At 62.1% G+C, this 23,143-nt stretch carries 26 protein-coding genes and 3 pseudogenes; 20 read left to right on the forward strand and 9 right to left on the reverse strand.

Annotated elements, in window-relative coordinates:
* Positions 1-3 precede the first annotated feature (3 nt).
* The gene (locus TabM4_RS20900; RefSeq protein WP_434622774.1) at positions 4-312 is read right to left on the reverse strand and encodes a type II toxin-antitoxin system RelE/ParE family toxin; all 309 of its coding nucleotides are present in this window, start codon (positions 310-312) and stop codon (positions 4-6) included.
* Positions 299-544 (reverse strand): type II toxin-antitoxin system ParD family antitoxin, encoded by a 246-nt coding sequence (locus tag TabM4_RS20905; protein ID WP_434622776.1) that lies wholly within the window; start codon positions 542-544, stop codon positions 299-301. Before TabM4_RS20905 ends, TabM4_RS20900 begins: the two co-directional genes overlap by 14 nt.
* Before the next feature lie 123 nt (positions 545-667).
* On the opposite strand from TabM4_RS20905, the gene TabM4_RS20910 reads away from it, so the two are divergent.
* The 7 genes from TabM4_RS20910 (at position 668) to TabM4_RS20940 (ending at position 8,924) form a co-directional block, all read left to right on the forward strand.
* The gene (locus TabM4_RS20910; protein WP_434622822.1) at positions 668-1,552 is read left to right on the forward strand and encodes a recombinase family protein; all 885 of its coding nucleotides are present in this window, start codon (positions 668-670) and stop codon (positions 1,550-1,552) included.
* Between the two features lie 320 nt (positions 1,553-1,872).
* Positions 1,873-3,048, forward strand: coding sequence for a plasmid partitioning protein RepA (gene repA, locus TabM4_RS20915; RefSeq protein WP_434622778.1), 1,176 nt, complete (start codon positions 1,873-1,875; stop codon positions 3,046-3,048).
* 16 nt (positions 3,049-3,064) lie between these two features.
* Entirely contained in the window at positions 3,065-4,042 is a 978-nt protein-coding gene (gene repB / locus TabM4_RS20920; RefSeq protein ID WP_434622780.1) for a plasmid partitioning protein RepB, read from the forward strand.
* A 284-nt stretch (positions 4,043-4,326) separates the two neighbouring features.
* Entirely contained in the window at positions 4,327-5,475 is a 1,149-nt protein-coding gene (gene repC / locus TabM4_RS20925) for a plasmid replication protein RepC (RefSeq protein ID WP_434622783.1), read from the forward strand.
* A gap of 150 nt (positions 5,476-5,625) precedes the next feature.
* Positions 5,626-7,797 carry a ParB/RepB/Spo0J family partition protein gene (locus tag TabM4_RS20930; protein WP_434622785.1) on the forward strand — a complete coding sequence of 724 codons (2,172 nt, stop codon included), beginning with the start codon at positions 5,626-5,628 and terminating at the stop codon, positions 7,795-7,797.
* Between the two features lie 100 nt (positions 7,798-7,897).
* Positions 7,898-8,371, forward strand: a complete 474-nt coding sequence (locus TabM4_RS20935; RefSeq protein ID WP_434622787.1) for a hypothetical protein — start codon at positions 7,898-7,900, stop codon at positions 8,369-8,371.
* Between the two features lie 388 nt (positions 8,372-8,759).
* Positions 8,760-8,924, forward strand: coding sequence for a hypothetical protein (locus tag TabM4_RS20940; RefSeq protein WP_167384016.1), 165 nt, complete (start codon positions 8,760-8,762; stop codon positions 8,922-8,924).
* A 147-nt stretch (positions 8,925-9,071) separates the two neighbouring features.
* Here the strand turns inward: TabM4_RS20940 and TabM4_RS20945 are convergent, their stop codons facing one another.
* A complete protein-coding gene (locus tag TabM4_RS20945) occupies positions 9,072-10,166 on the reverse strand; it encodes a Fic family protein (RefSeq protein ID WP_434622789.1) in 1,095 nt (364 codons plus the stop codon).
* Between the two features lie 119 nt (positions 10,167-10,285).
* Positions 10,286-10,603 (reverse strand): H-NS family nucleoid-associated regulatory protein, encoded by a 318-nt coding sequence (locus TabM4_RS20950; RefSeq protein WP_127045248.1) that lies wholly within the window; start codon positions 10,601-10,603, stop codon positions 10,286-10,288.
* Between TabM4_RS20950 and TabM4_RS20955 the strand changes: the two are divergent.
* The 3 genes and pseudogenes from TabM4_RS20955 to TabM4_RS20965 form a co-directional block, all read left to right on the forward strand.
* Positions 10,602-11,405: pseudogene (locus TabM4_RS20955) on the forward strand (DUF932 domain-containing protein); the annotation flags it as partial. The gene TabM4_RS20950 and the pseudogene TabM4_RS20955 overlap by 2 nt on opposite strands.
* A 90-nt stretch (positions 11,406-11,495) precedes the next feature.
* Entirely contained in the window at positions 11,496-11,996 is a 501-nt protein-coding gene (locus TabM4_RS20960) for a hypothetical protein (protein WP_434622792.1), read from the forward strand.
* 96 nt (positions 11,997-12,092) lie between these two features.
* Positions 12,093-12,611: a DNA repair protein RadC gene (locus tag TabM4_RS20965; protein ID WP_434622793.1), complete on the forward strand. Its 519-nt coding sequence runs from the start codon at positions 12,093-12,095 to the stop codon at positions 12,609-12,611.
* Positions 12,612-12,730: 119 nt separating this feature from the next.
* Here the strand turns inward: TabM4_RS20965 and TabM4_RS20970 are convergent.
* Positions 12,731-13,165, reverse strand: a pseudogene (locus TabM4_RS20970) (helix-turn-helix domain-containing protein); the annotation flags it as partial.
* A 199-nt stretch (positions 13,166-13,364) separates the two neighbouring features.
* Between TabM4_RS20970 and TabM4_RS20975 the strand changes: the two are divergent.
* From TabM4_RS20975 to TabM4_RS20985, 3 genes are read left to right on the forward strand one after another with little or no spacing between them, the layout of a single operon-like run.
* The gene (locus tag TabM4_RS20975; RefSeq protein ID WP_434622795.1) at positions 13,365-13,766 is read left to right on the forward strand and encodes an antitoxin Xre-like helix-turn-helix domain-containing protein; all 402 of its coding nucleotides are present in this window, start codon (positions 13,365-13,367) and stop codon (positions 13,764-13,766) included.
* Positions 13,763-14,464 carry an RES family NAD+ phosphorylase gene (locus TabM4_RS20980; RefSeq protein WP_434622797.1) on the forward strand — a complete coding sequence of 234 codons (702 nt, stop codon included), beginning with the start codon at positions 13,763-13,765 and terminating at the stop codon, positions 14,462-14,464. The genes TabM4_RS20975 and TabM4_RS20980 overlap by 4 nt, the downstream gene beginning before the upstream one ends.
* A 37-nt stretch (positions 14,465-14,501) precedes the next feature.
* Positions 14,502-14,678 carry a DUF1778 domain-containing protein gene (locus TabM4_RS20985; RefSeq protein ID WP_434622799.1) on the forward strand — a complete coding sequence of 59 codons (177 nt, stop codon included), beginning with the start codon at positions 14,502-14,504 and terminating at the stop codon, positions 14,676-14,678.
* An 80-nt stretch (positions 14,679-14,758) separates the two neighbouring features.
* On the opposite strand, the gene TabM4_RS20990 is transcribed toward TabM4_RS20985, so the two are convergent.
* Positions 14,759-15,679 (reverse strand): LysR substrate-binding domain-containing protein, encoded by a 921-nt coding sequence (locus TabM4_RS20990; RefSeq protein ID WP_434622801.1) that lies wholly within the window; start codon positions 15,677-15,679, stop codon positions 14,759-14,761.
* 72 nt (positions 15,680-15,751) lie between these two features.
* On the opposite strand from TabM4_RS20990, the gene TabM4_RS20995 reads away from it, so the two are divergent.
* From TabM4_RS20995 to TabM4_RS21020, 6 genes are all read left to right on the forward strand, one after another.
* Positions 15,752-16,384 carry an NADPH-dependent F420 reductase gene (locus TabM4_RS20995; protein ID WP_434622803.1) on the forward strand — a complete coding sequence of 211 codons (633 nt, stop codon included), beginning with the start codon at positions 15,752-15,754 and terminating at the stop codon, positions 16,382-16,384.
* On the forward strand, positions 16,381-16,758 hold the full coding sequence (locus tag TabM4_RS21000) for a GFA family protein (protein WP_434622805.1): 378 nt from the start codon (positions 16,381-16,383) through the stop codon (positions 16,756-16,758). Before TabM4_RS20995 ends, TabM4_RS21000 begins: the two co-directional genes overlap by 4 nt.
* The gene (locus TabM4_RS21005) at positions 16,755-17,306 is read left to right on the forward strand and encodes an antibiotic biosynthesis monooxygenase (protein ID WP_434622807.1); all 552 of its coding nucleotides are present in this window, start codon (positions 16,755-16,757) and stop codon (positions 17,304-17,306) included. The genes TabM4_RS21000 and TabM4_RS21005 overlap by 4 nt, the downstream gene beginning before the upstream one ends.
* A gap of 14 nt (positions 17,307-17,320) precedes the next feature.
* The gene (locus TabM4_RS21010; protein WP_434622809.1) at positions 17,321-18,058 is read left to right on the forward strand and encodes a type 1 glutamine amidotransferase domain-containing protein; all 738 of its coding nucleotides are present in this window, start codon (positions 17,321-17,323) and stop codon (positions 18,056-18,058) included.
* A 67-nt stretch (positions 18,059-18,125) separates the two neighbouring features.
* Positions 18,126-18,632: a low temperature requirement protein A gene (locus tag TabM4_RS21015; RefSeq protein WP_434622811.1), complete on the forward strand. Its 507-nt coding sequence runs from the start codon at positions 18,126-18,128 to the stop codon at positions 18,630-18,632.
* The gene (locus tag TabM4_RS21020) at positions 18,530-19,246 is read left to right on the forward strand and encodes a low temperature requirement protein A (protein ID WP_434622824.1); all 717 of its coding nucleotides are present in this window, start codon (positions 18,530-18,532) and stop codon (positions 19,244-19,246) included. The genes TabM4_RS21015 and TabM4_RS21020 overlap by 103 nt, the downstream gene beginning before the upstream one ends.
* A gap of 65 nt (positions 19,247-19,311) precedes the next feature.
* Here TabM4_RS21020 and TabM4_RS21025 read toward each other — a convergent pair whose 3' ends face one another.
* The 3 genes from TabM4_RS21025 to TabM4_RS21035 all read right to left on the reverse strand — a co-directional run bounded on the left by TabM4_RS21025 (position 19,312) and on the right by TabM4_RS21035 (position 22,110).
* Positions 19,312-20,229, reverse strand: coding sequence for a nucleotidyl transferase AbiEii/AbiGii toxin family protein (locus TabM4_RS21025; protein WP_434622204.1), 918 nt, complete (start codon positions 20,227-20,229; stop codon positions 19,312-19,314).
* Complete coding sequence (locus TabM4_RS21030; RefSeq protein WP_434622206.1) at positions 20,219-21,040, reverse strand: type IV toxin-antitoxin system AbiEi family antitoxin domain-containing protein; 822 nt, start codon at positions 21,038-21,040, stop codon at positions 20,219-20,221. The genes TabM4_RS21025 and TabM4_RS21030 overlap by 11 nt, the downstream gene beginning before the upstream one ends.
* A 137-nt stretch (positions 21,041-21,177) precedes the next feature.
* Entirely contained in the window at positions 21,178-22,110 is a 933-nt protein-coding gene (locus tag TabM4_RS21035) for an IS5 family transposase (RefSeq protein ID WP_434612711.1), read from the reverse strand.
* A 17-nt stretch (positions 22,111-22,127) separates the two neighbouring features.
* Here TabM4_RS21035 and TabM4_RS21040 point away from each other — a divergent pair.
* Positions 22,128-23,087: pseudogene (locus tag TabM4_RS21040) on the forward strand (IS30 family transposase).
* The last annotated feature ends 56 nt before the right edge of the window (positions 23,088-23,143 follow it).

Raw genomic sequence — 23,143 nt, forward strand, 5'->3', positions numbered from 1 at the left:
CGGTCAGCCGTCGTTCAGATAGGCCATCAGGTTCTGATGCGCGTGCAGGATGCGGATGATCTCGACCCCCTGCCCTTTCCACCGAAAGACGACCAGGTGCGCGCCGCTTGGGTGAATTCGCACCGGAGGTGTGAACTCCTCACGTTCTCGGGCCATTTCCGGAAACTCGGCCAGCAAGTCGAAGAGCGCGAACGGCCCGTCCGCATAGCGCTCCGCCTGGTCTACGCCCCAGGTCGTGGCGCCCTTGAGCCAGATGTCCACGAGATCGGCTTCCGCCGCGGGCCGGATGGTCCAGCCGCTATTTCCCGGCATGCCCGGCCCGCATTCGGGACTTGAAGGCCTCGCGATCGAGCGGACTTGCCGGTCCGCTGGCCAGGCCTACATCGACGGCGGACTGGATCTCGGCAACGGCCTCCAGGCGCGCCCGATCGCGGCGGATCAGGTCACGGACATAGTCGCTGGAATTCGCATATCTGCCGGATCTGGCTTGATCTTCGACCCAGCTCTTCATCGGATCCGGCAGCGAGATGTTCATGGTGCCCATGGCCGTCTCCTTTGTGGGCAGGATATGGCAATCTTTGCCATCAAGCAACCGTCTTCCTCCCCGCCCTGCTTGGCCAAACGGTCGTTTATTGATGGCATATGAAACTGCAAACGACCCGTTTTGATGCCCCTGATCGGCTACGCCCGCGTCTCGACCGAGGATCAGACCCCCCTGCCCCAGTCGCAGGCCCTGAAATCCGCAGGCTGCGTCGAGATCCATGAGGAGCAGGCCTCGGGCGGGAACCGTGCTCGGCCCGTGCTGGCGCGGGTGCTGGAGCGGATCGGCAAGGGCGACACGCTGGTGGTGGTGCGCATCGACCGGTTGGCACGGTCCCTCTCGCACCTGCTGGAGGTAATCGAGCGGCTTGAGGCCAAAGGCGCTTTCTTCCGCTCGCTGACCGATCCGATCGACACGTCCTCACCGCAGGGCAAGTTCACCCTGCAAGTCCTGGGCGCCGCGGCGGAGTTCGAGCGCGCTCTAATCCGCGAACGCACTAAGGCGGGGCTGGCCTCGGCGCGCAGCAAGGGGCGCGTCGGCGGCAACCCGGGTCTGCGCGCCCGCGATCCCGCCGCACTGCGCAAGGTGAGGCTGGCGCGACAGGACGGCTATATGGAACGGCTGAACGAGACGGCGCAGGACTGGGTGCCGCACGTGCGCCGCCTGCGGCCCGACATGGCTTGGGAAGACGTAGTACGCATCGTCAACGGCCCCTTGCCCCGCGAACGCCAATGGACGCAAAGTCGGCTTCTGCGCGCGGTCAACGCCTATGTTCGGGACGGCTTCCTACCGCCGACGGTACTGGACCGCGCCGGCCGCCGCGAAACCGACGACCGCCTGCCCGCCATCGTCGCCGCCATTAAGGGAGCGGACCCCGACATCACGCTTCAGGCGATCTGCACCCGACTGGAAGCAATGCGCGAGCGCACGCCTCGCGGGCGGACAAGCTGGCAGCCTTCTTCGGTGAAGATGCTGCTGGAACGGGCGGAGAAGCTGGGGCTGTTGCCTTGACGATTCGAAAGTGCGCTCATCCTTAGAAGGCAGTACTGGCGACAGCACTACAACATGTAGCAAGCGTGAACTCTGCCTGAGCTGGTAGAAGTTCATGTTTTTCAATGTCATGACGGTCAGTAAGGCTGACGACGTGCCCGCTCATCCGTCAGCATCAGCTACGAGCTGTAGAATTTTCTTGCACCACTGTCAGACATGACGCATTCATTGTCGTAGCGGAAAATCGCGAGAATTTCGGTTTTCTGCGCTACAAAGAAAACGTGGCTCCAAGGAGCACAGTGAGTGTGGGTAAACCGCACCACGATCTTGATGAGGGCAGTATGACCGAAGAGCGTGTTTTTGCAGAGCTCCAGAGCGACGCATCCACACTGCATGAGTCGATCCGGATGCATCTGGAGCGCAATTTTGCGCCTGACGCCCGGAAGTACTTGAGAAACTTTTCATCGACAGAAGCGGCGGAATTTCTCGGGCTCGCGCCTGGTCACCTGCGCAAACTCCACGCGGAGGACAAGATCCCCGACGTCCCGCTCGATGAGCGTGGAAGGAAACTGTACTCAGCCGACGACCTTGCGCAGATCCGTTTGGCTCTGGCGCGAACCACCCGCGACCCTTCGCTTTATCTGCGCGGGCGGGTCGGATCAGAGCCGCTGCAGATAATCTCTTGCGTGTCGTTCAAGGGCGGGTCAGCGAAGACGACGACCGCGGCATATCTCAGCCAATGGTATGCCCTGCACGGCTACCGGGTGCTGGTGATCGACATGGACCCGCAGGCCTCGCTTTCGTCGATGACCGGTTTGCGGCCTGAAATCGACTTCACGCATCAAGGCACGATCTATGATGCCATCCGGTATGAGAACCCTGTGCCGATGAGCGAGGTGGTGCGGAAAACCTACTTCCACGGCCTGGACATAGCCGCCGGTGGCCTGATCCTGTCGGAGTATGAGACCGAGACCCCCTACGCCCTTCGACGTGGCTCCGAACCACCCTTTTACCTGCGGCTTCGCGAAGCAATCCTCTCGGTTGAAGCCAACTATGATCTGGTGTTCATCGATTGCCCTCCACAGCTTGGGTTCTTGACGCTCTCGGCTCTTGTGGCCTCGTCTTCTATCATCATTCCAGTGGTGCCGAACTTTATCGACGTGGCATCCTTGGCCCAGTTTCTGACCATGACCTCATCCTTGCTCGATACGATCAGGGACGCAGGAATGACGTTGGAGTACGACTTTCTCCGCTACCTGGTCTCTCGCTTCGAACCTTCGGACGGGCCGCAAGCGCAGGTTGCCGGACTGCTACGCGCCAACTTTGGCAAACGCGTGATGACCGAGACGTTTCTGAAGTCCACAGCCGTCTCGGACGCAGGCCTTACACATCAGACGTTGTTCGAGGTCGGTCGCGGCAGCATGAACCGCAACACTTATGACCGCGCGATGGAATCGATCAACGCTGTCGCGCGGGAGCTGGAACAAGACATCCACAGAGCATGGGGGCGCGGCTGATATGGCCAGGAAGAACATGTTCGAAGGCATCACTCCTGCCTCTCGGTCGGAAGACGATGCCAAGGCACCCCTGCCCCGCCCGGCCACCAAGATGCCAGAAGTATTTCAAAGTGCTGGGCCGATCGCAGCCATCCGCAACGATCTGCGCAGTGTCGGGTCTCGATCAGTGCAGGACATCGATCCTGAGCTGATTGAAGACACCGGGTTAAAGGATCGCATCGGAGCGCTAGACGACGACATTGCCGACCTGCGCGAAAGCATTTCCAACCACGGCCAGCAGGTTCCGATCCTGTTGCGGCCGCACCCGAAACTGAGCGGTCGGTATCAGGTGGTATACGGGCGGCGCAGGCTTGCCGCAATCCGTGGCCTAGGAACGCCGGTCAAAGCCCTGATCCGCACCCTTTCCGACGAAGAGGCCGTCCTGGCGCAAGGCCAGGAAAACAACCTTCGCAAGGACCCGTCTTTCATCGAGAAGGCCTTGTTTGCAGGCGATCTGGAGGAGGCGGGCTACGATGCGCGCGTGGTTCAAGACGCGCTAAACGTGAACCGCAGCCATACGTCGCACATGCGCAAGGTGCGCGAGGCATTTCCGAGACAAGTGCTGGAACGCATCGGTGCGGCGCCCTCAATCGGATGGAAACGCTGGTACGAACTCGCCGTTTTGGTGCTTGAGAAGAAGATCGACGTTCTTTCCGTCCACCCTGCCCCCTTCCCTGAAGGTTGCAGCTCGGACGAGCGATTTGCGGCCTGGGTGAAAGCTCTTCCAAGGCCGGATACCCCTAAGGAGAAACGCCAACCGAGGGGCACAACGCCCTTCACGCTGATGGCGCAAGATGGGTCTGCTCTGGGAGAGGTCGCCCTTACCAAAGGGGCATTGGGCTTCCGGCCAACGGCGCAACACAGGGATTTCGTGGCGTGGCTGCATGCAAATGCGGATGACGTCTTCTCGCGCCTGCATGAAGAATTTCTCAGTCAGTCCAAGAAGAAGGACTGAGGGAATGCAACGACAACAACAGAGGAGCAGTGTCGGAAAAGGATAGGCCTCCCGAATGGAAACCACCCGGAAGGCCCGCGCAAAACACAGGGCGCCAACCCTGAGAATGCTCATCTTCTAGCACGAGCAGACTAGCGCAGGCCCGAATCGCACGCAACATCGCTTCGCGGTGATCCGATATCTTTTATCCTTTTTCTGGAGAAGAACGGACACCGACAGGCAGGGTTGCAAGGTCTTCACTCGGCTGACCCGAGCGTTCCGCCCGATTCAACATGGAACATGTCATGTCTTCGCCCGTGCAGCGGCACGTTCGGCGCACCAATTTCTCATATCTGACCGACCGCAGCACTGTGACGCCGGTTAAGACGGAAGACGCGCGCTGGTCGCTTCTGGATTTGGTACGCCGTTGCCGCAAACCTCTTGGTCTGAGAGACCGCGACATTGCGGTTCTGCGAGGTCTTCTGTCGTTCGTGCCTCAGTCGGCCGACCCAAACTCACTTGTTGTCTTTGCCTCCAACAGGGCATTGATCGAGCGCTGTGACGGGATCGACGAACGCACACTCAGGCGCCGCCTCACCAATCTGAAGGCAAACGGATTGCTGGCTCGAAAGTCGAGCCCGAACGGAAAGCGATATCGGGTACAAGATGAGTGCGCCGAAGCCAAACTAACCTACGGCATCGACCTCGCGCCGCTTTTCGGCATCCGCGATCACCTAATCGCACTTGCAGAAGAATGCTCCCGAGAAGAAATTCGGTGCAAAGCGCTCCGATCAGTGATCAGGGACATTCTTTACCACGGGGCTGCGACCATTCAGCCCGCACTTCACGACCTTGCGTGCCGCTCACTGCGTCGTTCATTGTCTTCAGAACAACTGGCCGGTCTCATTCAGGAACTGCAGGAAAACCTTCCCCAGACAAGCGCTGAGACATCGTCCGTTGCAGATGCAGTGACCGCCAACGACAGTCAAAATGACCGGCACATTCAGAAGTCAAAGAAAGAAAACTATGAATCTGAAGCTGCGCCTGAGAAAGTAAGCACGGCCAATCGATCCAGCGATCCAGAAAGCACTGATGTCGGACAAACCAACGATATCACGGTGTCTGAGTGCATGGCCCTGGCCAAGAATGCAGCATCCTTCGCTGCCGTAACTGCAAAGGATTGGGGCGATGTCGTTCGATTGTCCGACACCCTTGCTCCGGCGGTTGGACTAGCGAAAACCGACGTAGAGACTGCGCGAAAAGCGATGGGCGCTCTTGGGTCAGCACTCGCCATTCTTGGTATCATTGAGGCGTTCGACAGAATTCGGCAACCGAGGGCCTATCTACAAGCACTAGCCAATCGGGCGGCCAGTGAAGGCATCGACTTCGTCCGTATGTTCCGCTCCCTCACAAACGGCAGCGCTGCGTCAGCGCGTCGTATGACCAGTGCTTGATGTATACCCGGGTAAACATAGCCCCTCTGATCCATGTATACCCCGGTAAACATGGAGCCCACTTCGAAGAGGGAAAGGTTGGGAGTTTGAGGGGTGACGGGAGGTGAGATCGGGAGAGTGGCTTCCGGCGCCCGTCGTGGAGAAGATCTGATGGCGAAAGTTGCCCAGAACATCACCCTGTCCCCCTCACGGGACATCCCCTTCGACAAGCTCGTGCTGAGCCAGTCCAACGTGCGGCGCATCAAGGCCGGCGTCTCGGTCGAGGAGCTGGCCGAGGACATCGCCCGGCGCGGGCTTCTGCAGAGCCTGAATGTTCGGCCCGTCCTTGATGCCGATGGTGTCGAGACCGGCACGTTCGAGATCCCGGCCGGTGGTCGGCGCTTTCAGGCGCTGTCGCTCTTGGTGAAGCAGAAGCGGCTGGCCAAGGCCGCTCCGATCCCCTGCATCGTGCGGGATGCGGCGTCGGAGATCCTCGCCGAGGACGACTCGCTGGCCGAGAACATGCAGCGCGTTGCCCTGCATCCGCTCGACCAGTTCCGCGCGTTTCAGGCCTTGCGTGAAAAGGGTCAGGGCGAGGAAGCGATCGCGGCGGCCTTCTTCGTCACGCCCCAAATCGTGAAGCAGCGCCTGAAGCTCGCCTCCGTGGCCCCTGCCCTGCTCGATGTCTATGCAGAGGATGGCATGACGCTGGAACAGCTGATGGCGTTTACCGTGAACCCGGATCACGCGCGTCAGGAGCAGGTCTGGGAGGCGATCAGGAACTCCTGGAGCAAGGAGCCCTATGCCATCCGGCGCATGCTGACGGAGACCTCGGTTCGGGCCTCGGATCGTCGCGCAGTTTTTGTCGGTGTCGATGCCTATGATGCGGCAGGCGGTGTCGTCCTTCGCGATCTCTTCCAAGGTGATGACGGCGGCTGGCTCGAGGACCCTGCCCTGCTCGACCGGCTGGTCAAAGAGAAGTTCCAGGCCGAAGCCGAGGCACTGGCCTCCGAGGGCTGGAAGTGGATCGAGGTCGCGACCGACCTGCCCTGTGGCTACAGCCACGGTCTGCAGCGTCTCGCTGGTGATCCTGCTCCGATGACCGACGAGGAAAGCGCGGCCCACGCTTCGCTCCTCGCCGAGTATCGTGCGCTGGAAGAGGAATTCTCCGGCCAGGACGAATACCCCGAGGAGATCGACGCCCGGCTCGGGCAGCTCGAGGTGGCGATGGAAGCGCTCGAACGGCGGCCCTTGATCTACGACGCGGCCGAGGTCGTGCGCGCGGGCGTCTTCGTCAGGCTAGATCGGGATGGGAGTCTCGCGGTTTATCGCGGTTATGTCCGGCCCGAAGATGAGCCGCGCGAGGAAACCGCGGTCCAGTATGGTGATGACGCGGATGATATGGGGCAGGGGGGTGATGTCGGTGTTTCCACCTGGAAACCCTCGGGGACCTCTGTCGGCGGCACCGTCATCACTTCGGGTGGTCAGCCGATTGGCGCGGATGCGTCCGACGAGGAAGACGACGGTGCGATGAAACCGCTGCCCGAGCGGCTGGTCATGGAACTGACCGCCCACCGGACCCTCGCACTGCGCGAGGCCATCGGGCGCTCGCCGGACGTTGCGCTGACTCTCCTGCTCCTGAAGCTGGTGACGGACACCTTCCGCACCTCTTCCGCCACGGGCAGTTGTCTCGAGGCATCGGTGCGTAACGTCTACATGTCAGCGCAGGCGCCCGATCTGAAAGACAGCGTCGTCGCCAAGCTGGTCGACGAGCGTCATGCCGCCTGGGAGGCCGATCTGCCTCTCGGCGATGATGCCGCGCTCTGGGACTATCTGACGGTCCTCGACCAGGGCAGCCGCCTGGCTCTGCTGGCGCATTGCCTCAGCTTCGGGATCAACGCGCTCCATGAGAAGGTGAACCCCTATGGTGCGGGCATCTCCGCCAGCGGTCTGACCCGCCGAATGGCCCATGCCGATCTGGTTGCCCGCGCGGTCGATCTCGACATGGTCGAGGCGGGCTGGGAGCCGACGGTCGATGGCTATCTCAACCGCGTGCCCAAGGCCCGGATCCTCGAGGCCGTACGCGAGGCAAAGGGGGAGGGGACCGCACAGCTTCTCGATCACCTGAAGAAGGGCGAGATGGCCACGGAAGCCGAGCGGCTTCTCAAGGGCAGCGGGTGGTTGCCCGAGGTCCTGCGCCGGGCCGATCTGGCGGCAGGCGACGGCGAGCCGATCGCAGAAGGGCAGGGGGAGGACGCGGGCGAGCCCGAAGATGTCGATCTCCCGGCTTTCCTGACGGCCGATCTGCCGGACGGCGATGCGTCGATGATGGCCGCGGAGTGATCTGAGCCTTCCGGGGGCGGGGAAACCCGCCCCTCATTCCAACAAAACACAGCGATATCAATATGATGAATGCGAACGCTCGCATTCGGGATGAGGAATCATGTCTGCAACAACCATCATCGACACAGCCCCTCTGGGGGCGTTGATCCGCTACACCGACGGCAGTCCCAAGCCGCCGACACGGTTTACCAAGAAGCTCGCGGCCTGGGAGCGCTCGAACGGCGTGGGCCGTCTGGTGAAGAAGGAGCCGCCCAGGGCATATCCGACCTGGACGGCACCGGCCTCCTTCACGCTGCATGAAGGCAACTTCTCCTCCGACGGGGTCATTCTCGTCACCATCATGCGCAGTCATTCGGCGGACAGTCGTCTGATCTTCGAGGTGGCCGAGGAACCCAAAGTCGGGCAGGTCCGCGTGCTGCTGGACTTCGGCGGGAATACCGAACTGCTGCATCTGGCGGAGTCGATCACCGCGGCGGAGCTCTGGATCGCGCGGGAAGGTTATCGCAACGCGCGGCTTGAAATCGTCTGTGCCGAGGACGGCGATAGGGCAGGGGGCGCGGACCTGGCCGCCTGAGCCCTGACATGGCGTGGGGGGCCTGCCGACTGGCGGGCCTCTCACCGATCACACTATCGTCCCGCGATGTCGCGGGGCGTCGAAGGTTCCATCCCCCAAGATGACGGTCTTCAACCAAGAGCCTGCCCGGGAGGCTGGCAGCGTTCTGAGCATCAGCGGGACAACCGGCTCCTGACGTTGGGGGACCATCCCCCGCTCGCCATTCCCTTCCTTGCCCCGAATCCCGTCTTCGAGATCAACCCGCGAGGGGTCGGACTACGGGCAAGCCCGTGCCGCCGGGTGGATTCGGGCGAGCCGAACGCACCCGTTGATGTCAGCCAGTCTTCGGGCCTGCGGGGTCCTGTCGCGCGGGGGATGGTCCCCCGCCTCCCAGACAGGAGCCAAACAGATGTCCCGCAAAGATGCACACGCCTTCGCAGCCTCCCTCGCCGCCACGCTCATGGTCTCAATCGTCGTCTTCCAGGCAGGCGATGGTACCTTCGGCGCCGTCCCCGCCGATGAAATCGACGGCGACGAGGTTCAAGTGATCGCTGAGGTCGACCCGTGGGCATAAGGTCCACGGTTTGTCCCGAGAGCTCGGCATCGGGGCAGGGTCCCCGATCCGGTCCGTTCGGCTTTCAGACCTCTCGGTGGCCCGGAAATCTGAGCCGACGCGGAGGTCGGCACGACTGCCCAAGGAGCCGAACGCCCGGTGTCGAGTTTACGGTCCGCCCGAAACGTCGAGGAAGAGTTTCACCAGGGCGACGTTGATGAAGTAGTTGTGCTTTCCAGAGCGATGCTTTTCGACAAAGCCGTGCTCGGCCAAAGTATCGAGATACTTCGCGGCCGTCTGCCGACTGACATCCAGATCGTTCTGCAGATATTCGATCCGGGTGTAGGGATGGCGAAACAAGTTGTTCAGAAGTTCCTGGCTGTAAATCTTCGGCAAGTCTTCACGTAGCCGATGCTTCACGTCCGCCATTTGCTGTCGGATGCCGGTGACGATCTCGACTGTTGTGGCAGAAGTCTCTGCAACGGCCTCCAGCATGTAGATGACCCAGGGTTCCCAATCGCCCGTGTCGCGCACCGCCTGAAGGTGCCTGTAGTAGTCCGCTTTGTTACGGGTGATGAACCGCGACAGGTAGAGCACCGGGATGTCGAGCAACCCCGTTCTGGTCAGATAAAGTACATTGAGGATGCGCCCGATACGTCCGTTGCCATCCGGAAACGGGTGGATGCTTTCGAACTGATGATGGATCAAAGCCATCTTGATGAGCGGATCGAGATCGCTGAGTTCATCGTCGTTGATGAACCGTTCGAGCGCCGTCATGTGGCGGACAATTTCGTGCGCATCCTGGGGGGGGACGAAGACGATCTCCCCTGTTTGCTCGTTCTTGAGGGCAGTGCCCGGTGTCACTCGAAATCCATCGCTGCGGCCCTTCAGCAAGCGGAACATGTCGATGAGCGCCGAATTTGGGATCAGGCCGCCGGTTTCGCCCAAGCGTGCGTATCCGAGCCGCAGAGCGTCGCGATACAGCGCTACTTCTTTGGCCGCCGGGGACTGCGGATCGTCAGGGAAAACATCCGCCTGAAACAGTTCATCCTGCGTTGTGACGATGTTTTCGACTTCCGACGAAGCTTTGGCTTCCTGAAGAGCCAGCGTGTCGATCAGGATGCCTTGGTTCGGAATGGTCTTGGCCTGACCCTTCAGATCCGCAAGCGCGCGGCTGGCGCGAGCGAGCGCCTTCAGGACCGGAACGGTTTCGATCTCGGCCGGGGGTGGCAGGGCGGGAATGGCATAGGTCGGCTTTAACATGTGCTCCGCGTCGTGTTAAGAAATCGTCGTTTTTATAACATGATCGAACAGTCGTGTCAGCAAAAACCGGTTTCCTTAACTTGGGCCATGCTTCGCCCGGGCGGGGTCACCCAACTCCGTCAGACCGCCAGAGCGCTCGGGTCCTTGCCGGCGTTGATGTGGTCTGCGAACCACTGCGGTTTCCGGCCCCGGCCCGACCAGGTGAGGGCCGCGTTCTCAGGATGCCTGTACTTCGCGAGGGCCGGCGCACGGGTGGCTTTCACCTCAATACCGATCAGTTCGGCGAGGGAGTAGCCCATCTCCTTGGCGATGGCTTCCAGCTTGGTGCGGGCTTCGGCCTTATGACGGTCCTCATAGGTGGAAATCGCCTTGGCGAGGTCCTTCTGCAATTGCCGCAGTGCCTTGAGCGACATCGCCTCGAGATTGAAATCAGCCAACCATCGCGCCGAGCAAGTGAAGACCTTCGAGACGGAAGACGGCCGCACCGAACTGCGCGCGGTGACCGGACCCGACTATGGCCGCATCCATGACCATGAGCTGGTCGAGGCGGTGCAGCGCATTGCGGGCAATGGCACGGGCGACACGCGCTGGAAGGTGCCGGGCGTGCTCGACTGGTCGACCGGGGTCTACAACCCCGATGTCGAGATCAGCCGCGACACGACCACGCTCTATGCCTCGGACCGCGACGTCTTCCTGTTCCTGGTCGATGATCACAACCCGATCGAGGCGGGCCGGCTGCCGGACGGCTCCCCCGATCTCTATTTCCGGGGCTTCTACTGCTGGAACTCCGAAGTGGGCGCGAAGACCCTCGGTATGGCGAGCTTCTACCTGCGGGCCGTGTGCCAGAACCGCAACCTTTGGGGCGTGGAGGATTTCCAGGAGATCAAGATCCGCCACTCGAAGTATGCGGCGTCGCGCTTTGCTCATGAGGCGGCCCCGGCGCTGACGCGGTTCGCCAATTCCTCGCCGCAGGGGTTCGTGAATGGCATCAAGGCGGCGCGGCAGCAGATCGTGGCGCGGACGGACGAGGACCGGGATGATTTCCTCCGCAAGCGCGGCTTCTCGAAGGCGGAGTCGGGCAAGATCATCGAGAAGGTGCTGATGGAAGAGGGCCGCCCGCCCGAAAGCATCTTCGACTTCGTGCAGGGCATCACGCGGCTTGCGCGCGACAAGACCCAGCAGGATGCCCGCCTCGACATGGAGGGCCGCGCCAAGAAGCTTCTCGACCGGGTCGGCTGACACTGTGCCGGAGGCTCTGTTGCCTCCGGCCACTTTATTGCCAAACTGGATTGGTACGTTCCTACAGTGGTTCAAATTGGACGAAGCAGTATGGATGATATCGATTGGTCGGATCGCGCGTTCTACGATGATGGTGAATGGGTTACCTGGTCAGAAATTGACGAGCAGCTCCGGTACAAAGAGTGGGGAGCAAAATACCCCAACGCCATCCGATCAATGATCCCCTACTTTGAGGACCTTGTATCGCTTGCGGAAAGCTATCACCGGGCGACAGGCCTTCATCTCGCCGTTTATGGCGACATCGGTGAACTTTTCGGCGCGATCACCTACGGCATCAAGCTGAACAAAACTTACGCGCAGGGCGCTGACGGGAGACTTGGCAACGACCAGGTCGAAGTGAAAACCATTACTCCCTTCAAGACGAAGGATGTCGTGGTGGTCGATACCGCCGGGAACTTCAACAAGTTGCTCGTGGTCAAAATCAACGAGGAATTCCAGGTATCAGGTCGGATGATTGACCGAAAGGACTTGCCCAAGCGGCAAGGTCGATACCTGCGTGTCCGATGGAGTGATTTGCCGCCAGCAAGTTGAGCAGTTTCTGTCGCCCCTTCGAGGAAGAGGACGGCGGTTTGGTCTTTGACGGATGAGACGGGGAGAGAGGCTTCCCGTGCCGTCGGAGATCTACCCATGTTCGACCTGCCCCTGCCGATCCACCCGACCGCCTCCGCGCGGGGCTTCCCACCGCATTTTCTCTCGGGCAACACCGATCCCAGTCATCCCTTCGCCCTGACCCTGTCGCGCCGCGCTGCGGCCGACCTCATGTCGGGCCGGGCCGCCCCGCTTGTCTTCGCCTGTTTCGCGACGCTTGCCGATGCAATGCAGGGCGCGATCGACCATGCCGATGGGATGGCCACGGATGCCACGCCCCAGCTTCTGGCGATCCTCGATCGCGACGAGCGCCTTGTGCTGGCCGGGGCCGCCAGCGACCACGCTGTCGCATGGTGCCACCCGGTGACGAGCGCGGCTGAAGCGCGGGGCGTCGTGACCGAGGCGAGCCAGCTGCACGCGCAGGCCGGCCGCGCGACTGCCTGGGGTGAGCCCGATCTGGCGCAGCAGCTGCGCCACCGCGCCGATCTTCTGGATGCGCGTCTCGTCGATCCGCTCTGGCGCGCCTTCGCCGCCCGGGCGCTGCAGGTCGCTGCGTGAGGCCCGAGAGACGGAGAAGGGCAGGGGGGATTTGGAGCTTGTCCGGGGGAGAGAGATCGCCCGGCCCGGCTCCGATTCCTTCCTCTTGCCGGAGACACCCGATGACACTGAGTGAACCCACCGCCGACGACCGCGAAGTCCTCGCTCCAGTCGAACTGGAACGCTTCACCAGCACGAAAGGCCAGCGGAACGAACGTCCCTCGACCCGTCGTTTGCTGCTCACGCTGCCGATCTGCCCGCCATTCTCGCGCGAAGGCCGCCACCCGGTTGTAGGAGCCGGTGAAGCCAAGAGCGACAAGATCGGCATGCATCTTCGTCAGCGTCTGTCGCTCTTTGCGTGGCCTCCCGGCATTGGTCTTCAGCCAGCCCGCCAGCTTCTCGGCAAAGGGATCAAGCTTGCTCGGCCGCTCCGGCATCGCGAAATGCGGCTCGATGACATCAGCCTTCAGATACTTCTTGATGGTATTGCGCGACAGGCCAGTGCGCCGCGCGATCTCCCGGATCGGCAAGCCCTGACGAAGGCGCAGCTTCCGGATCACGTTCAGTAGTCCCATGTCGATCACTCCGTTGACCCCCTCGCGCTTCGCTCGGGGGAGGGTCACATGGGTCAAATCTCAATGGAAATCTTCGGCCGAACCGGGTCAGCTCTCAGTGGAAATCAACAGTTCACGGAAGCCGGGCGGCAGCTCGGGTGAGAGCGCGTGGGGTTCATTTGATCTTTACAAGAAGGTCATATGATCTATATTGATGTCAATGGAGAACGCCATGTACGTTGCTGAGAAAATCCGGGAACCCGCACAGGTCAACGCCGTCGCATTGAAGGCCTATGCGCGCGTGGCCGATGCCTGGGGCCTCAACCTGAACGAAGCTGCTAGCCTTGCCGACATGACGGTGAGCACCTGGAAGCGCGCCAAGAAGCCGGACTTTGCGGGAGAACTGACCAAGGACCAATTGTTGCGGCTCAGTGCAGTGATCGGCATCTACAAGTCGCTCGAACTCTACTTCTCCGAGCCGCTCGCGCGAAGCTGGTTCACCCGACCGAACACCGGCCCGCTGTTCGGGGGCAGCCGTCCGGTTGACACTGCCATCGACGGGGGCTTGCCGCAGATCCTGGCGGTGCGGACCTATCTCGATGCGCTGCGCGGTGGGGCATGAAGCAGACCGAGGTTTCTGATCGCGGTCTCGTTCGTCTTCTGCCCGCCACCTACCACAAACCACCGTCCTTGCGGGGTCTCGTCGATACCGACGACGAGATGGAGATCCTGGCCGAAATCGAGGGCCTGACCAGCGGCCGTCTTCTGGCCGAGCGCGGGCGTAACCCGCATCTGGACCCGCGCGAGCTGGCCTGGCAGCGCCGGAGCCGTGATTTGCGCATCTATGGCGACAGCCATGTCAACGCCGCGTTCACCTACACCCGCGTCGGCGGAAACCGCTTCAACACCGAGGAGCGCGGCGCGTGGTATTGCGCTTGGGATGTGATGGTGTCCGTCAGCGAAGTGGCCTGGCACCGAACACGCGAACTCGGCTTCACCGGCAGCTTCCATGACAGCGCTCGCTATGTGGAACTTCTGGCGGATTTCATCGGTGTCTTCGACGACATGACCGACGAGCTGGGCCATCCCGCGCTGCATCCGGATCCGGCTGTCGGATATCCCGAGGGCCAAAGCCTGGCCCAACATCTCCGCCGGGCTGGATCGCGTGGCCTGATCTATCCCTCGGTCCGGGCTCCTGCGCCGGGCGGGAATTGCCTCGTCTGCTTCGAGCCCCACGCCATCCAGAACGTCCGGCCGGGCGCATCCTGGGATCTTGTTTGGGATGGGACGCCGCACTACTCGGTTAGGGCTGTCGGCTGACGCGTTACAGCGAAAGCGCCCTTGGAGGTCCGAAGAAATGAAGCCTGCAAACGACAACAGCGCGGACGTCACAAGCTTGAAGCCATGCGACCATCAGGCATTCTTCGAGGTCTTGGACTCTCCGCCCTCACCGACGGAAGCGTTACGGGCAGCATTTCGCAGGCGGCAGAGTTCCTTCGTTGAGCAGGCCTCAGACACGCCAGCCAAAGACTGATACCCGCCAGCTGTTCTTGTCTATCCACTTCGACATCAGCCCGTCGTTGCGGATGCACTACTTCGGGACGGCGCAGCATGTCAGGGCAGCGCGGTGTCCGCGATAGACTTGCGCAACCAGAGTGTTCGGGGATCGGTCGAATTACGGCGGTGCCAGAAGACCGAGACGGGGAAGCGGCGGACCTCGATGGGCGGTGTGGCTGTCACCAGACCAAAGCCGGGGGCCAGTCGTTCTGCCAATCGCGCGGGGAGCGTCAGCAGGGCACCGGATGAGGCCACCGCCGCAAGCGCAGGCAGGAAGGCGGGCAGTCCCAGCGTGATGGTGCGGTGGCGCCCCATCGCGGCCAGCCGGTCATCGACCACACCGCGCAGATCGCCCGCGGGCGAGATCAGGACGTGATCCGCCGCGCAATAGGCATCGAGGTCGATGGATGGCGCATCGGGCAGCACCTGCGGCAGGCCCGTCACGAGGAAGCTTTCTTCGTAGAGTTGCTCGCCTAGAATCGTATCGGGCAAGTCCCAGATGAACCCGAGCGCGAGATCGGCACGCCCTTCGGTCAGGGCCTCGACGGCATCGGCGCGGCCCAAGGGCAGCACCGACAGGCGCAGCCCTGGCGCTTCATGTCGCAGGCGCGCGGCCAACGGCGGGACCAGCACGGCCTGTTCGGCATCCAGTGCGGCGATGCGCACCACGCCCTCGGCCTGCATCGGATCGAAGGTACGCGCCGCCCCGAGTGCGCCGCGCAACGCCTCGACCGCGCGGCGCACGGGCTCCTCCAGCGCGAGCGCAGTTGCGGTCGGCTCCATCCCGTGCGGGCGGCGCAGGAAGAGGTCGTCCTGAAAGATGTCACGCAAGCGTTTGACGGCCTGGCTGATGGCCGACTGGGTCAAGCCCAGTTCCAAAGCCACTTCCGCCGCCTTGCGGTGGCGCACCAGCCCCAGGAACACGAGGAGCAACGTCAGATCCAGCCGCCTGAGTTGCGATATGCTTAATTCAGACATGAACTCTATTCGTTATCATTTCTTCCTGCTTCCGCATATCCCCTTGCTCAAGACTGAAGCAAGGAGGAATTCATGCGGATTGCCATTATCGGGACTGGGAATGTCGGCGGGGCCATTGCCCGGGGGCTGGCGGGCAAGGGGCATGATCTGGTCCTCGGGGCGCGTGATCCTGCCAAGGTCGGGACGCTGGCGGCCGAGACCGGGGCACAGGTCGCCTCTTCCGTCGCAGCTGCCAGGGGCGCCGACATCGTGATCCTCGCCCTGCCCTGGGGCGCGGCCGAGGCTGCGGTGCGGGACCTCGGCGATATGGCGGGCCAGATCGTCGTGGATTGTATGAACCCCATCGGGCGCACGGCGGCTGGGATGGGGCTGACGGTCGGGCATACCACCTCGGGCGGCGAGATCGTGCAGGGCTGGCTGCCCCGCGCGCAAGTGGTCAAGACGCTCAATCAGGTCGGGGCCGAGATCATGGCCGACACTGCGCGCCTGGCGCACCCCCCGGTCATGTTCATGGCCGGGAATGACACAGACGCCAAGGCCAAGGTCGGGCTGATGCTGACCGACCTTGGGTTTGAGGCACTGGATGCGGGCGACATCACCAAAGCGCGGCTGCTCGAGCCCTTCGGCATGGTCTGGATCAACCAGGCGCTGATGCGCGGCAAGGGTCGCAATTGGGCCTTCGCGGCGGTGGGGGTTCAGGCATGACCGACACTCTGACCGCCACCTGCCACTGCGGCAAGGTTCACATCACGATGCCCGCCAGCGCGGCCGGGATTCTGGCCTGCCATTGCAGCGACTGCCAGAAGATGCACGGAAACTTCAATGCCTTTGTGGCCGCACCGCGGGCCGAATTGGCTGTGACCGGAGAGGAGGCTCTGGTATGGTATCAGTCCTCCGAAACGTCACGCCGGGCCTTCTGCGGTACCTGCGGTGCGCGGGTGGTGAAAGAGATCACTGCCGCCGGACGCTGGCTGGTCTCGGCTGGGCTGATCGACGGGCCGTCGGGCAAGCTGATAATCAAGAACCTGTGGGAGCAGTCAAAGCCTGATTGGTATGACCTGCCGCAGGTTGTGCCATGACCAGCCCTGTCACCATCACCGTGCGCCGCAAGGTGCGTCCGGGGCGCGAGGCCGCCTATGAGGCGTGGCTGAAGCGCCTGACCGAGGGCGCGGCCACCGACTTTTCCGGATATCTGGGGGCCGAGTTCCACCGCCCCGGGCCGGACGGCACCTATCGCAGCGTGTTCCGCTTCGACAGCCTGGCCAATCTGGAGGCGTTCGAGCGGTCCGACTTCCGCGCCGCGATGCTGGCCGAAGGCGCGGACCTGTTTGCCGCCGATGCGGCGTGGGAGCGGATGACGGGTCTCGAATTCTGGTTCGACCCTCCCCCGGGCACGAAGGTTCCGCAACCCAGCCCGCACCGCATGGCGCTGGTGCTGATCGCAGTGGTTTTCACACTGGTTCTGGCGCTGAACCTGACATTGGGGCCGCTGATGACCAGTTGGCCTTTGGCCCTGCGCGTGCTCGTCACCGTCTGCATCCAGGTCGGGCTGATGACCTACGTCATCATGCCCCGCCTGACCCCGCTGATCGCGCGTTTCATCTATCCGAAATCCAAAACCCTCTAGACAAGGAAACGACAATGTCCGCTGCCATCGATGTGCATTCCAAGAAGAAAGTGCTGATGATCGCCGCCAACCCCGGCACTTCGCCCACCACGGGCTGGCCCGTAGGCTTCTGGTGGGCCGAACTGACCCACCCCTACTGGACCTTCTCGGAAGCTGGCTACGAGATCGAGATCGTCTCGCCCAAGGGCGGCGACCTTGTGGCCGACGGGTTCTCCGACCCCGAGGATGCCTCTGGCTATTCGGCGCACGACCTGATCTCGCTCGGCTTCAAGAAGTCGGCCACCCATGCGGCGCTGGTGAAAGGCACGAAGTCCATCGCCGAGGTGGACCCGACCGCCTATGACGCGGTCTTCCTCGCAGGCGGGCAGTCACCCATGGTGACGATGATCGACGATACCGCGCTGCACGCCTTCGTTGCCCGGGCCTATGAGGCAGGCAAGATCGTGTCGATCGTCTGCCACGGCACCTGCATTCTGCTGAAAACCCGCCTTTCAAACGGCGATCTGCTGGTCAAGGGCAAGACCTGGACCGGTTTCGCCAACAGCGAAGAGGCCTACGCCGACGCCTGGGTCGGCCAGAAGATCCAGCCCTTCTGGATCGAGGAAGAGGCGCGGAAGATCGACGGCACCAACTTCGTGGTGAATTCGATGTTCAAGGCCTTTACCGTCCGCGACGGCAACCTGATCACCGGCCAGCAGCAATTCTCGGGCGGGGCGGCGGCCGATCTGGTCGTCCAGACACTGGGCCGATGAGGGGAACTTGGCCGGGCCCGCGCCGCCCGCGCAGGGCCCGGTCCCTTGCCGCATCTCCGGAGCAACCATGACAAACGCCTCTTCCCAGGTCCTGACCCATGAAGACGGCCGCAAGGCCACATGGTTCGAACTGTTCTTCGACCTCGTCTTCTTCGTCGCCGTGGCGGCGCTCGCCGGTGCGCTGTCACATCACTACGACTGGAAGGGATTTTCCGAATTCGCCTTCCTGTTCCTTATACTCTGGTGGCTGTGGCTGGGGCACACATTCCACGCCAGCCGCTTTGACAAGGACAGGCCCGACCAATGGGCAATGGGCTTTGCGCAGATCCTTGCCGTGGTGTTCATCGCCTATGGCGCAAGCGACGCATTCGGCGCCCGCGCCTGGGCCTTTGCCGGGGGTGTTGCCGCCTTCAAGGCGCTCCTGATGCTTGGCTATCTGCGCGAGATCAGGCGCCCGGGCCTGTCCCGCCTCTGCACGATCTATGGGCCGTCTATGCGGTCCAGGCCGCGCTTTGGGCAGGGTCGATCTGGGCTGAGCCATCCCTGCGGCTGGCCCTCTGGGCGCTGGCGCTGACGCTGGACATCGTGACGCCCTTTCTCGTGGCGCGCGAAACCCACCGCGCGCCGCCGCATCCCGAGCACCTGCCCGAGCGTTTTGGCCTGTTCACCATCATCCTTCTGGGCGAGACCGCAGCCGCGGCGGTCCACGCGCTCGACCATGGGTCCGAGCTTCATGGCGACACGCTCGCCGTGTCTATTCTGGGGGCCTGCCTCGGCTTTCTCTATTGGGTCGGCTACTTCCGCCGCGCCCGAGGCAATGCCGAACGGCATGTCAGCGACGCCGCCGCCGGGCGCAACCTGCGGCTCTGGGCCTATGGACATATTCCGCTCTACCTCGGGATCGCCAGCCTTGGGGCCGGGACGGTATATCTGGCGCACCACACGGCGCTTTCAGGATCAGCACCTTGGCTCTTTTCTATCAGTGCCGCCCTGTCGATGATTGGTGTTACACTGGTTTCGCTTTCAACGTTTCGGCGTCATTTGGCATCGGGTTGGCCATACTTCCTGATCGCCTCCGTCGCAGCGGTCATGCCTGTCATGGTCTCTTCGGCGCCTTGGCTCCTCGGTGCGCTTGTGACCTTTGCGGCCTTTCAGATTGGGCTCTCTTGGTACTTGAACCGTTCCTGAAATGCAGAATTCGCTACCTGAGCAGTCCAGTTCACTGTCCTGGTCAGGGTGGTGCGGGGCATGGGTCAGCCCAGAAGCTTCCGCAGGGCGTTGCTCTGCGCGGCATGCTTTGCAGGGTTGTCGCGCTTCAGCTTGTTCAGGTTGAAGAGTTTCCATTGCACGGCTGGCAGGTGTGCCGCCTGCGACCGGTCAATCGCCGCAAAGTCCGGCTCACCGTCTTGAAGGGTCAGAAGGAACTGCCTCGCCTGGTCGTCGAGCCGCGATTGCACATCGGCGATCAGCCTCAGGCGCGTCGCCAGAAGCGTATCGAGGGGGACAGGGGTTCTGGTCATGCCCTCGAATTCCCGCGCGTAGGGTTGCCCGAGGTCGATCAGGTTCGGATCGAGCAGCTCATGCGCAGGGCGCGGCGAACTGGCGACATAGATCAGGAAGGTCTGGAAGAGGTCCTGCGTCAGGCCCTCGTGTTCGTAAAGGAGCCTGACGTCGTAGAGGTCGCGAGGATGCTGCCGGTCCAGGGCAGCGTGCAGCTTGCCAGCGAACAGGTCTTCGAACGAGACGATCTGCATTTCGGCATAGCCATAGGCATTTTCCACGGCTGCAGAGACGGTCCGGATCTCCGGGTCGTGAACCACGCCTCGGGTCACAGGCGAGGTTTCGATCTTTATCTCGGCATTGCCGAGGCGGGCCAGCAACCGTGTGGCTCCGCCGCCACCGCCTTGGATGCGCTGAGATTTCGCGCCGCGGATACCGGTTTCGATGGCAGCCGCGATGCGATCCATCGCGGCATTGATTTCGTCCAGGCTTTCGGCGCGGTCCTTGATCGGAAGGTAGGTCAGGTCGATATCGACCGACAACCGCGGCAGGTCCCGGTAAAAGAGGTTGATCGCCGTCCCACCTTTGAGCGCGAAGACGTTTTCGCTCGCGACATGGGGCAGGACGCGCACCAGGAGCGCAACTTGTGCTTCATAGGTCTCACGCGCCACTGTCAGCCTCCGGTTTCACGAAATTTTCCGGCACCATGATCCGATAACGCGGGTGGATCTTGCCGCCCTGAACCAGGGCTCGGTCGCCGCTGCCGAGGTCGAATGCCTGCGGGTCGATCCGTTTGCGCCAGGGATGATCGTGGCGGTCAGCGAAAACGAAGAACAGGCGCTTGACCTTGATCTTGCGGCAGGCCTGCAGGAGGTCGGACAGCAATCTTGGGCGCAGGGTCGTCAGGCTCTCGAAGACCATGTCGAGCGTGTGGAAGCTTTCATGGTCAGGCAACTCGTCCATAGCCTCAAGGATCGCGCGCTCCGGCGTCGACATCGTCAGACCCCAGTCCCACGGCTGGCCGGTCGTTTTGCCCCCGATCAAGCCCAGTTTCGGGTCAGCGAACAGAGAACGGGGGCGGCTTCTGATCTGGGCATCCAGCGGCAGTTTCGTCAGCCAATTCGGGATACTGTCCCCATAGACCCAGACTGGAGCGCTCTCGCCGAGGCGCAGGTAATGGGCATGTCCCTGTTCGCCGAGCGCCGTGGTGCCGCCCACATGCAGGTCATGACCCATGATATGCTGCGTGGACAGGATGCAGGTCTTCCAGTCGATGCTGTTCGATGTCGGGGTGGCAGCGGTGCTGGGGAGCGGACGGCGGAAGACGCCTCGGGTGATGCGGTCGAGCCAGCCGCGCTTCACGTAGTCACGGAAGCTTTCATAGGCGATGCCTTGCGAGACGAACCACGCGGCATCGACCAGATACCCGGCGGGCACGGCATCGAGCAGCTTCTTCAGATTCTGTGACCTTGCGGCGTCCATGATGCCCAAAGTGACAGATTTTCAAAGAGACGGCTACTGGTTTCTTTGATGAGGATGCTTTCCCAGCGTTATGGGTGCTCCAAGGCGTTGTTGCGTAACGCCCGCCTGAGGCATGATAGCGCCTTTCCCCCACGGCATCAGCCGACGCGAACGATGTTGGCCGTTCCGAGGGCCGAGAAGCGGTTCATGAGTGCGATGCGGATCTGGATTTCTGCGGTCTGGCGGTCCGGGTCTCTTGCGGCGATGCGTTCGCCGAAGGCCTTCAGGCAGCGCATCTTTGCCTCGATCCTGCTTCTGACATGGTATCCGGTCCAGCGTTTCCAGAACGCCCGGCCGTAGTAGCGAGTGGCGCGCAGGGTTTCGTTTCTGGCGATCGCGGCCGGGCAGTTCTCTTTCCAGGGCCGGCCGTTCTTGCGGATCGGAATGATCGCCGTGGCCTCGCGGTTGATGATTGCGGTGTGGCAGCGGCGGGTGTCATAGGCCCCATCGGCGGTCACCGTGCCGATGTCTTCGCCCTCGGGGATCTGGTCCAGCAGGTCCGGCAAGACCGGACTGTCGCCGTCGCTGCTGGAGGTAAACTCCACCGCCCGAATGTCAGACGTGGCGGTATCCATAGCCAGATGTACCTTGCGCCATTGACGCCGCCCCTGAACGCCGTGCTTGCGGGCCTGCCATTCGCCATCACCGAGGAACTTGATCCCGGTGCTGTCCACCAGCAGGTTCAAGGGGCCATTGGCGCGCCGATACGGGATCTGGACAGCTAGCGTTTTCTGCCGTCGGCACAGCGTGGTGTAGTCGGGCACCGCCCAATCCAGGTCCGCCATCTTGAGCAGGCTGGCCACCATCCCGGTCGCTTGCCGAAGCGGCAACTTGAACAGGACCTTGATGGTCAGACAGAACTGGATCGCTGCATCCGAGAAGACCGCAGGGCGACCGGGGCTGCCATCATGCGGCGCGAGCCAGGCCATCTCCTTGTCCAGCCAGATCAGCAGCGATCCGCGCTTGCGCAGAGAAGCCGTGTAGCTGGACCAGTTCGTCGTGCGATAGCGGGCGGGTGATGGCTTGCTCATGCAACCCGTCTAACCGCATGGATTCGCGATGTGAATCCTCGACGGTCAGAGTTCTGCAACAACGCCATATTGGAGCATCGACGATTTACCGTGAGTTGAAGCGGAACGTCTTTGCCGACAGTGAGCTGCCACAGCTGAACGGATACTTTGCTGTAACGGCCCAGGAAGCATACGAACGACGGCGGGCCAATCATTGCAAGTTGGCACGTCATCAGTCTCTGAAGCTGTCTGTTCTGGATCGGCTGCAGGCTGGTTGGTCGCCTGAACAGATCGCTGGACGTATGCGGCTTGAGGCGCACCCTCTTCGTGTCAGCCACGAGACGATCTACCGTTTTGCCTATTCGAAGGCTGGCCGCGCAGAAGCTTTCTTCCAGCTTCTGCCCAAGCAGCGCAGGCGTCGACGTCCACGCGGTCATCGCCGTCAGAACCGCATGCAAGCCGTTGATTTTCCGTCTCTCCGACTTCGACCGGACCATGTTTCGCAACGTCTGACGTTTGGTCACTGGGAGTGCGATCTGGTGATGTTCCAGAAAGAACACGGCAAAGTGAATGTTACTTCGCTCGTCGAGCGCGTCAGCCGCTATGCTGTCATTTTCCGCAACGAAGACCGCAGATCGACGCCGATCATGGAAAGCTTGATCAATAGTCTTGCTTCTCTTCCTGCTGACGCTCGACAGTCCATCACTTTTGATCGGGGCACTGAATTTTCTGCCTGGCGCCGCCTCAAGGACGGGATCGGTGCCGAGAGCTGGTTCTGTGACCCGTAGTCGCCTTGGCAGAAAGGCACAGTCGAGAACACGAATAACCGCCTCCGTCGCTACCTGCCCCGTTCAACGGATCCGACGGCGCTGACAAATCGATATTTGAAGTCGATTTGCCAGCGCCTCAACACAACGCCTCGAAAGTGTCTGCACTGGCGCACGCCGACCGAGGTGTTCCAGCAATACTTGGCAGAAATTGAACGCAGGATACACTAAGGCGCGATGACTTTGCGCTTCGGCAGGAGTTCACAGCGCAAAGTAGAACTGTCGCA

It is taken from the genome of Tabrizicola sp. M-4 (genome assembly GCF_051132405.1).
In the GTDB taxonomy this organism is placed as follows: Bacteria; Pseudomonadota; Alphaproteobacteria; order Rhodobacterales; family Rhodobacteraceae; genus Paragemmobacter.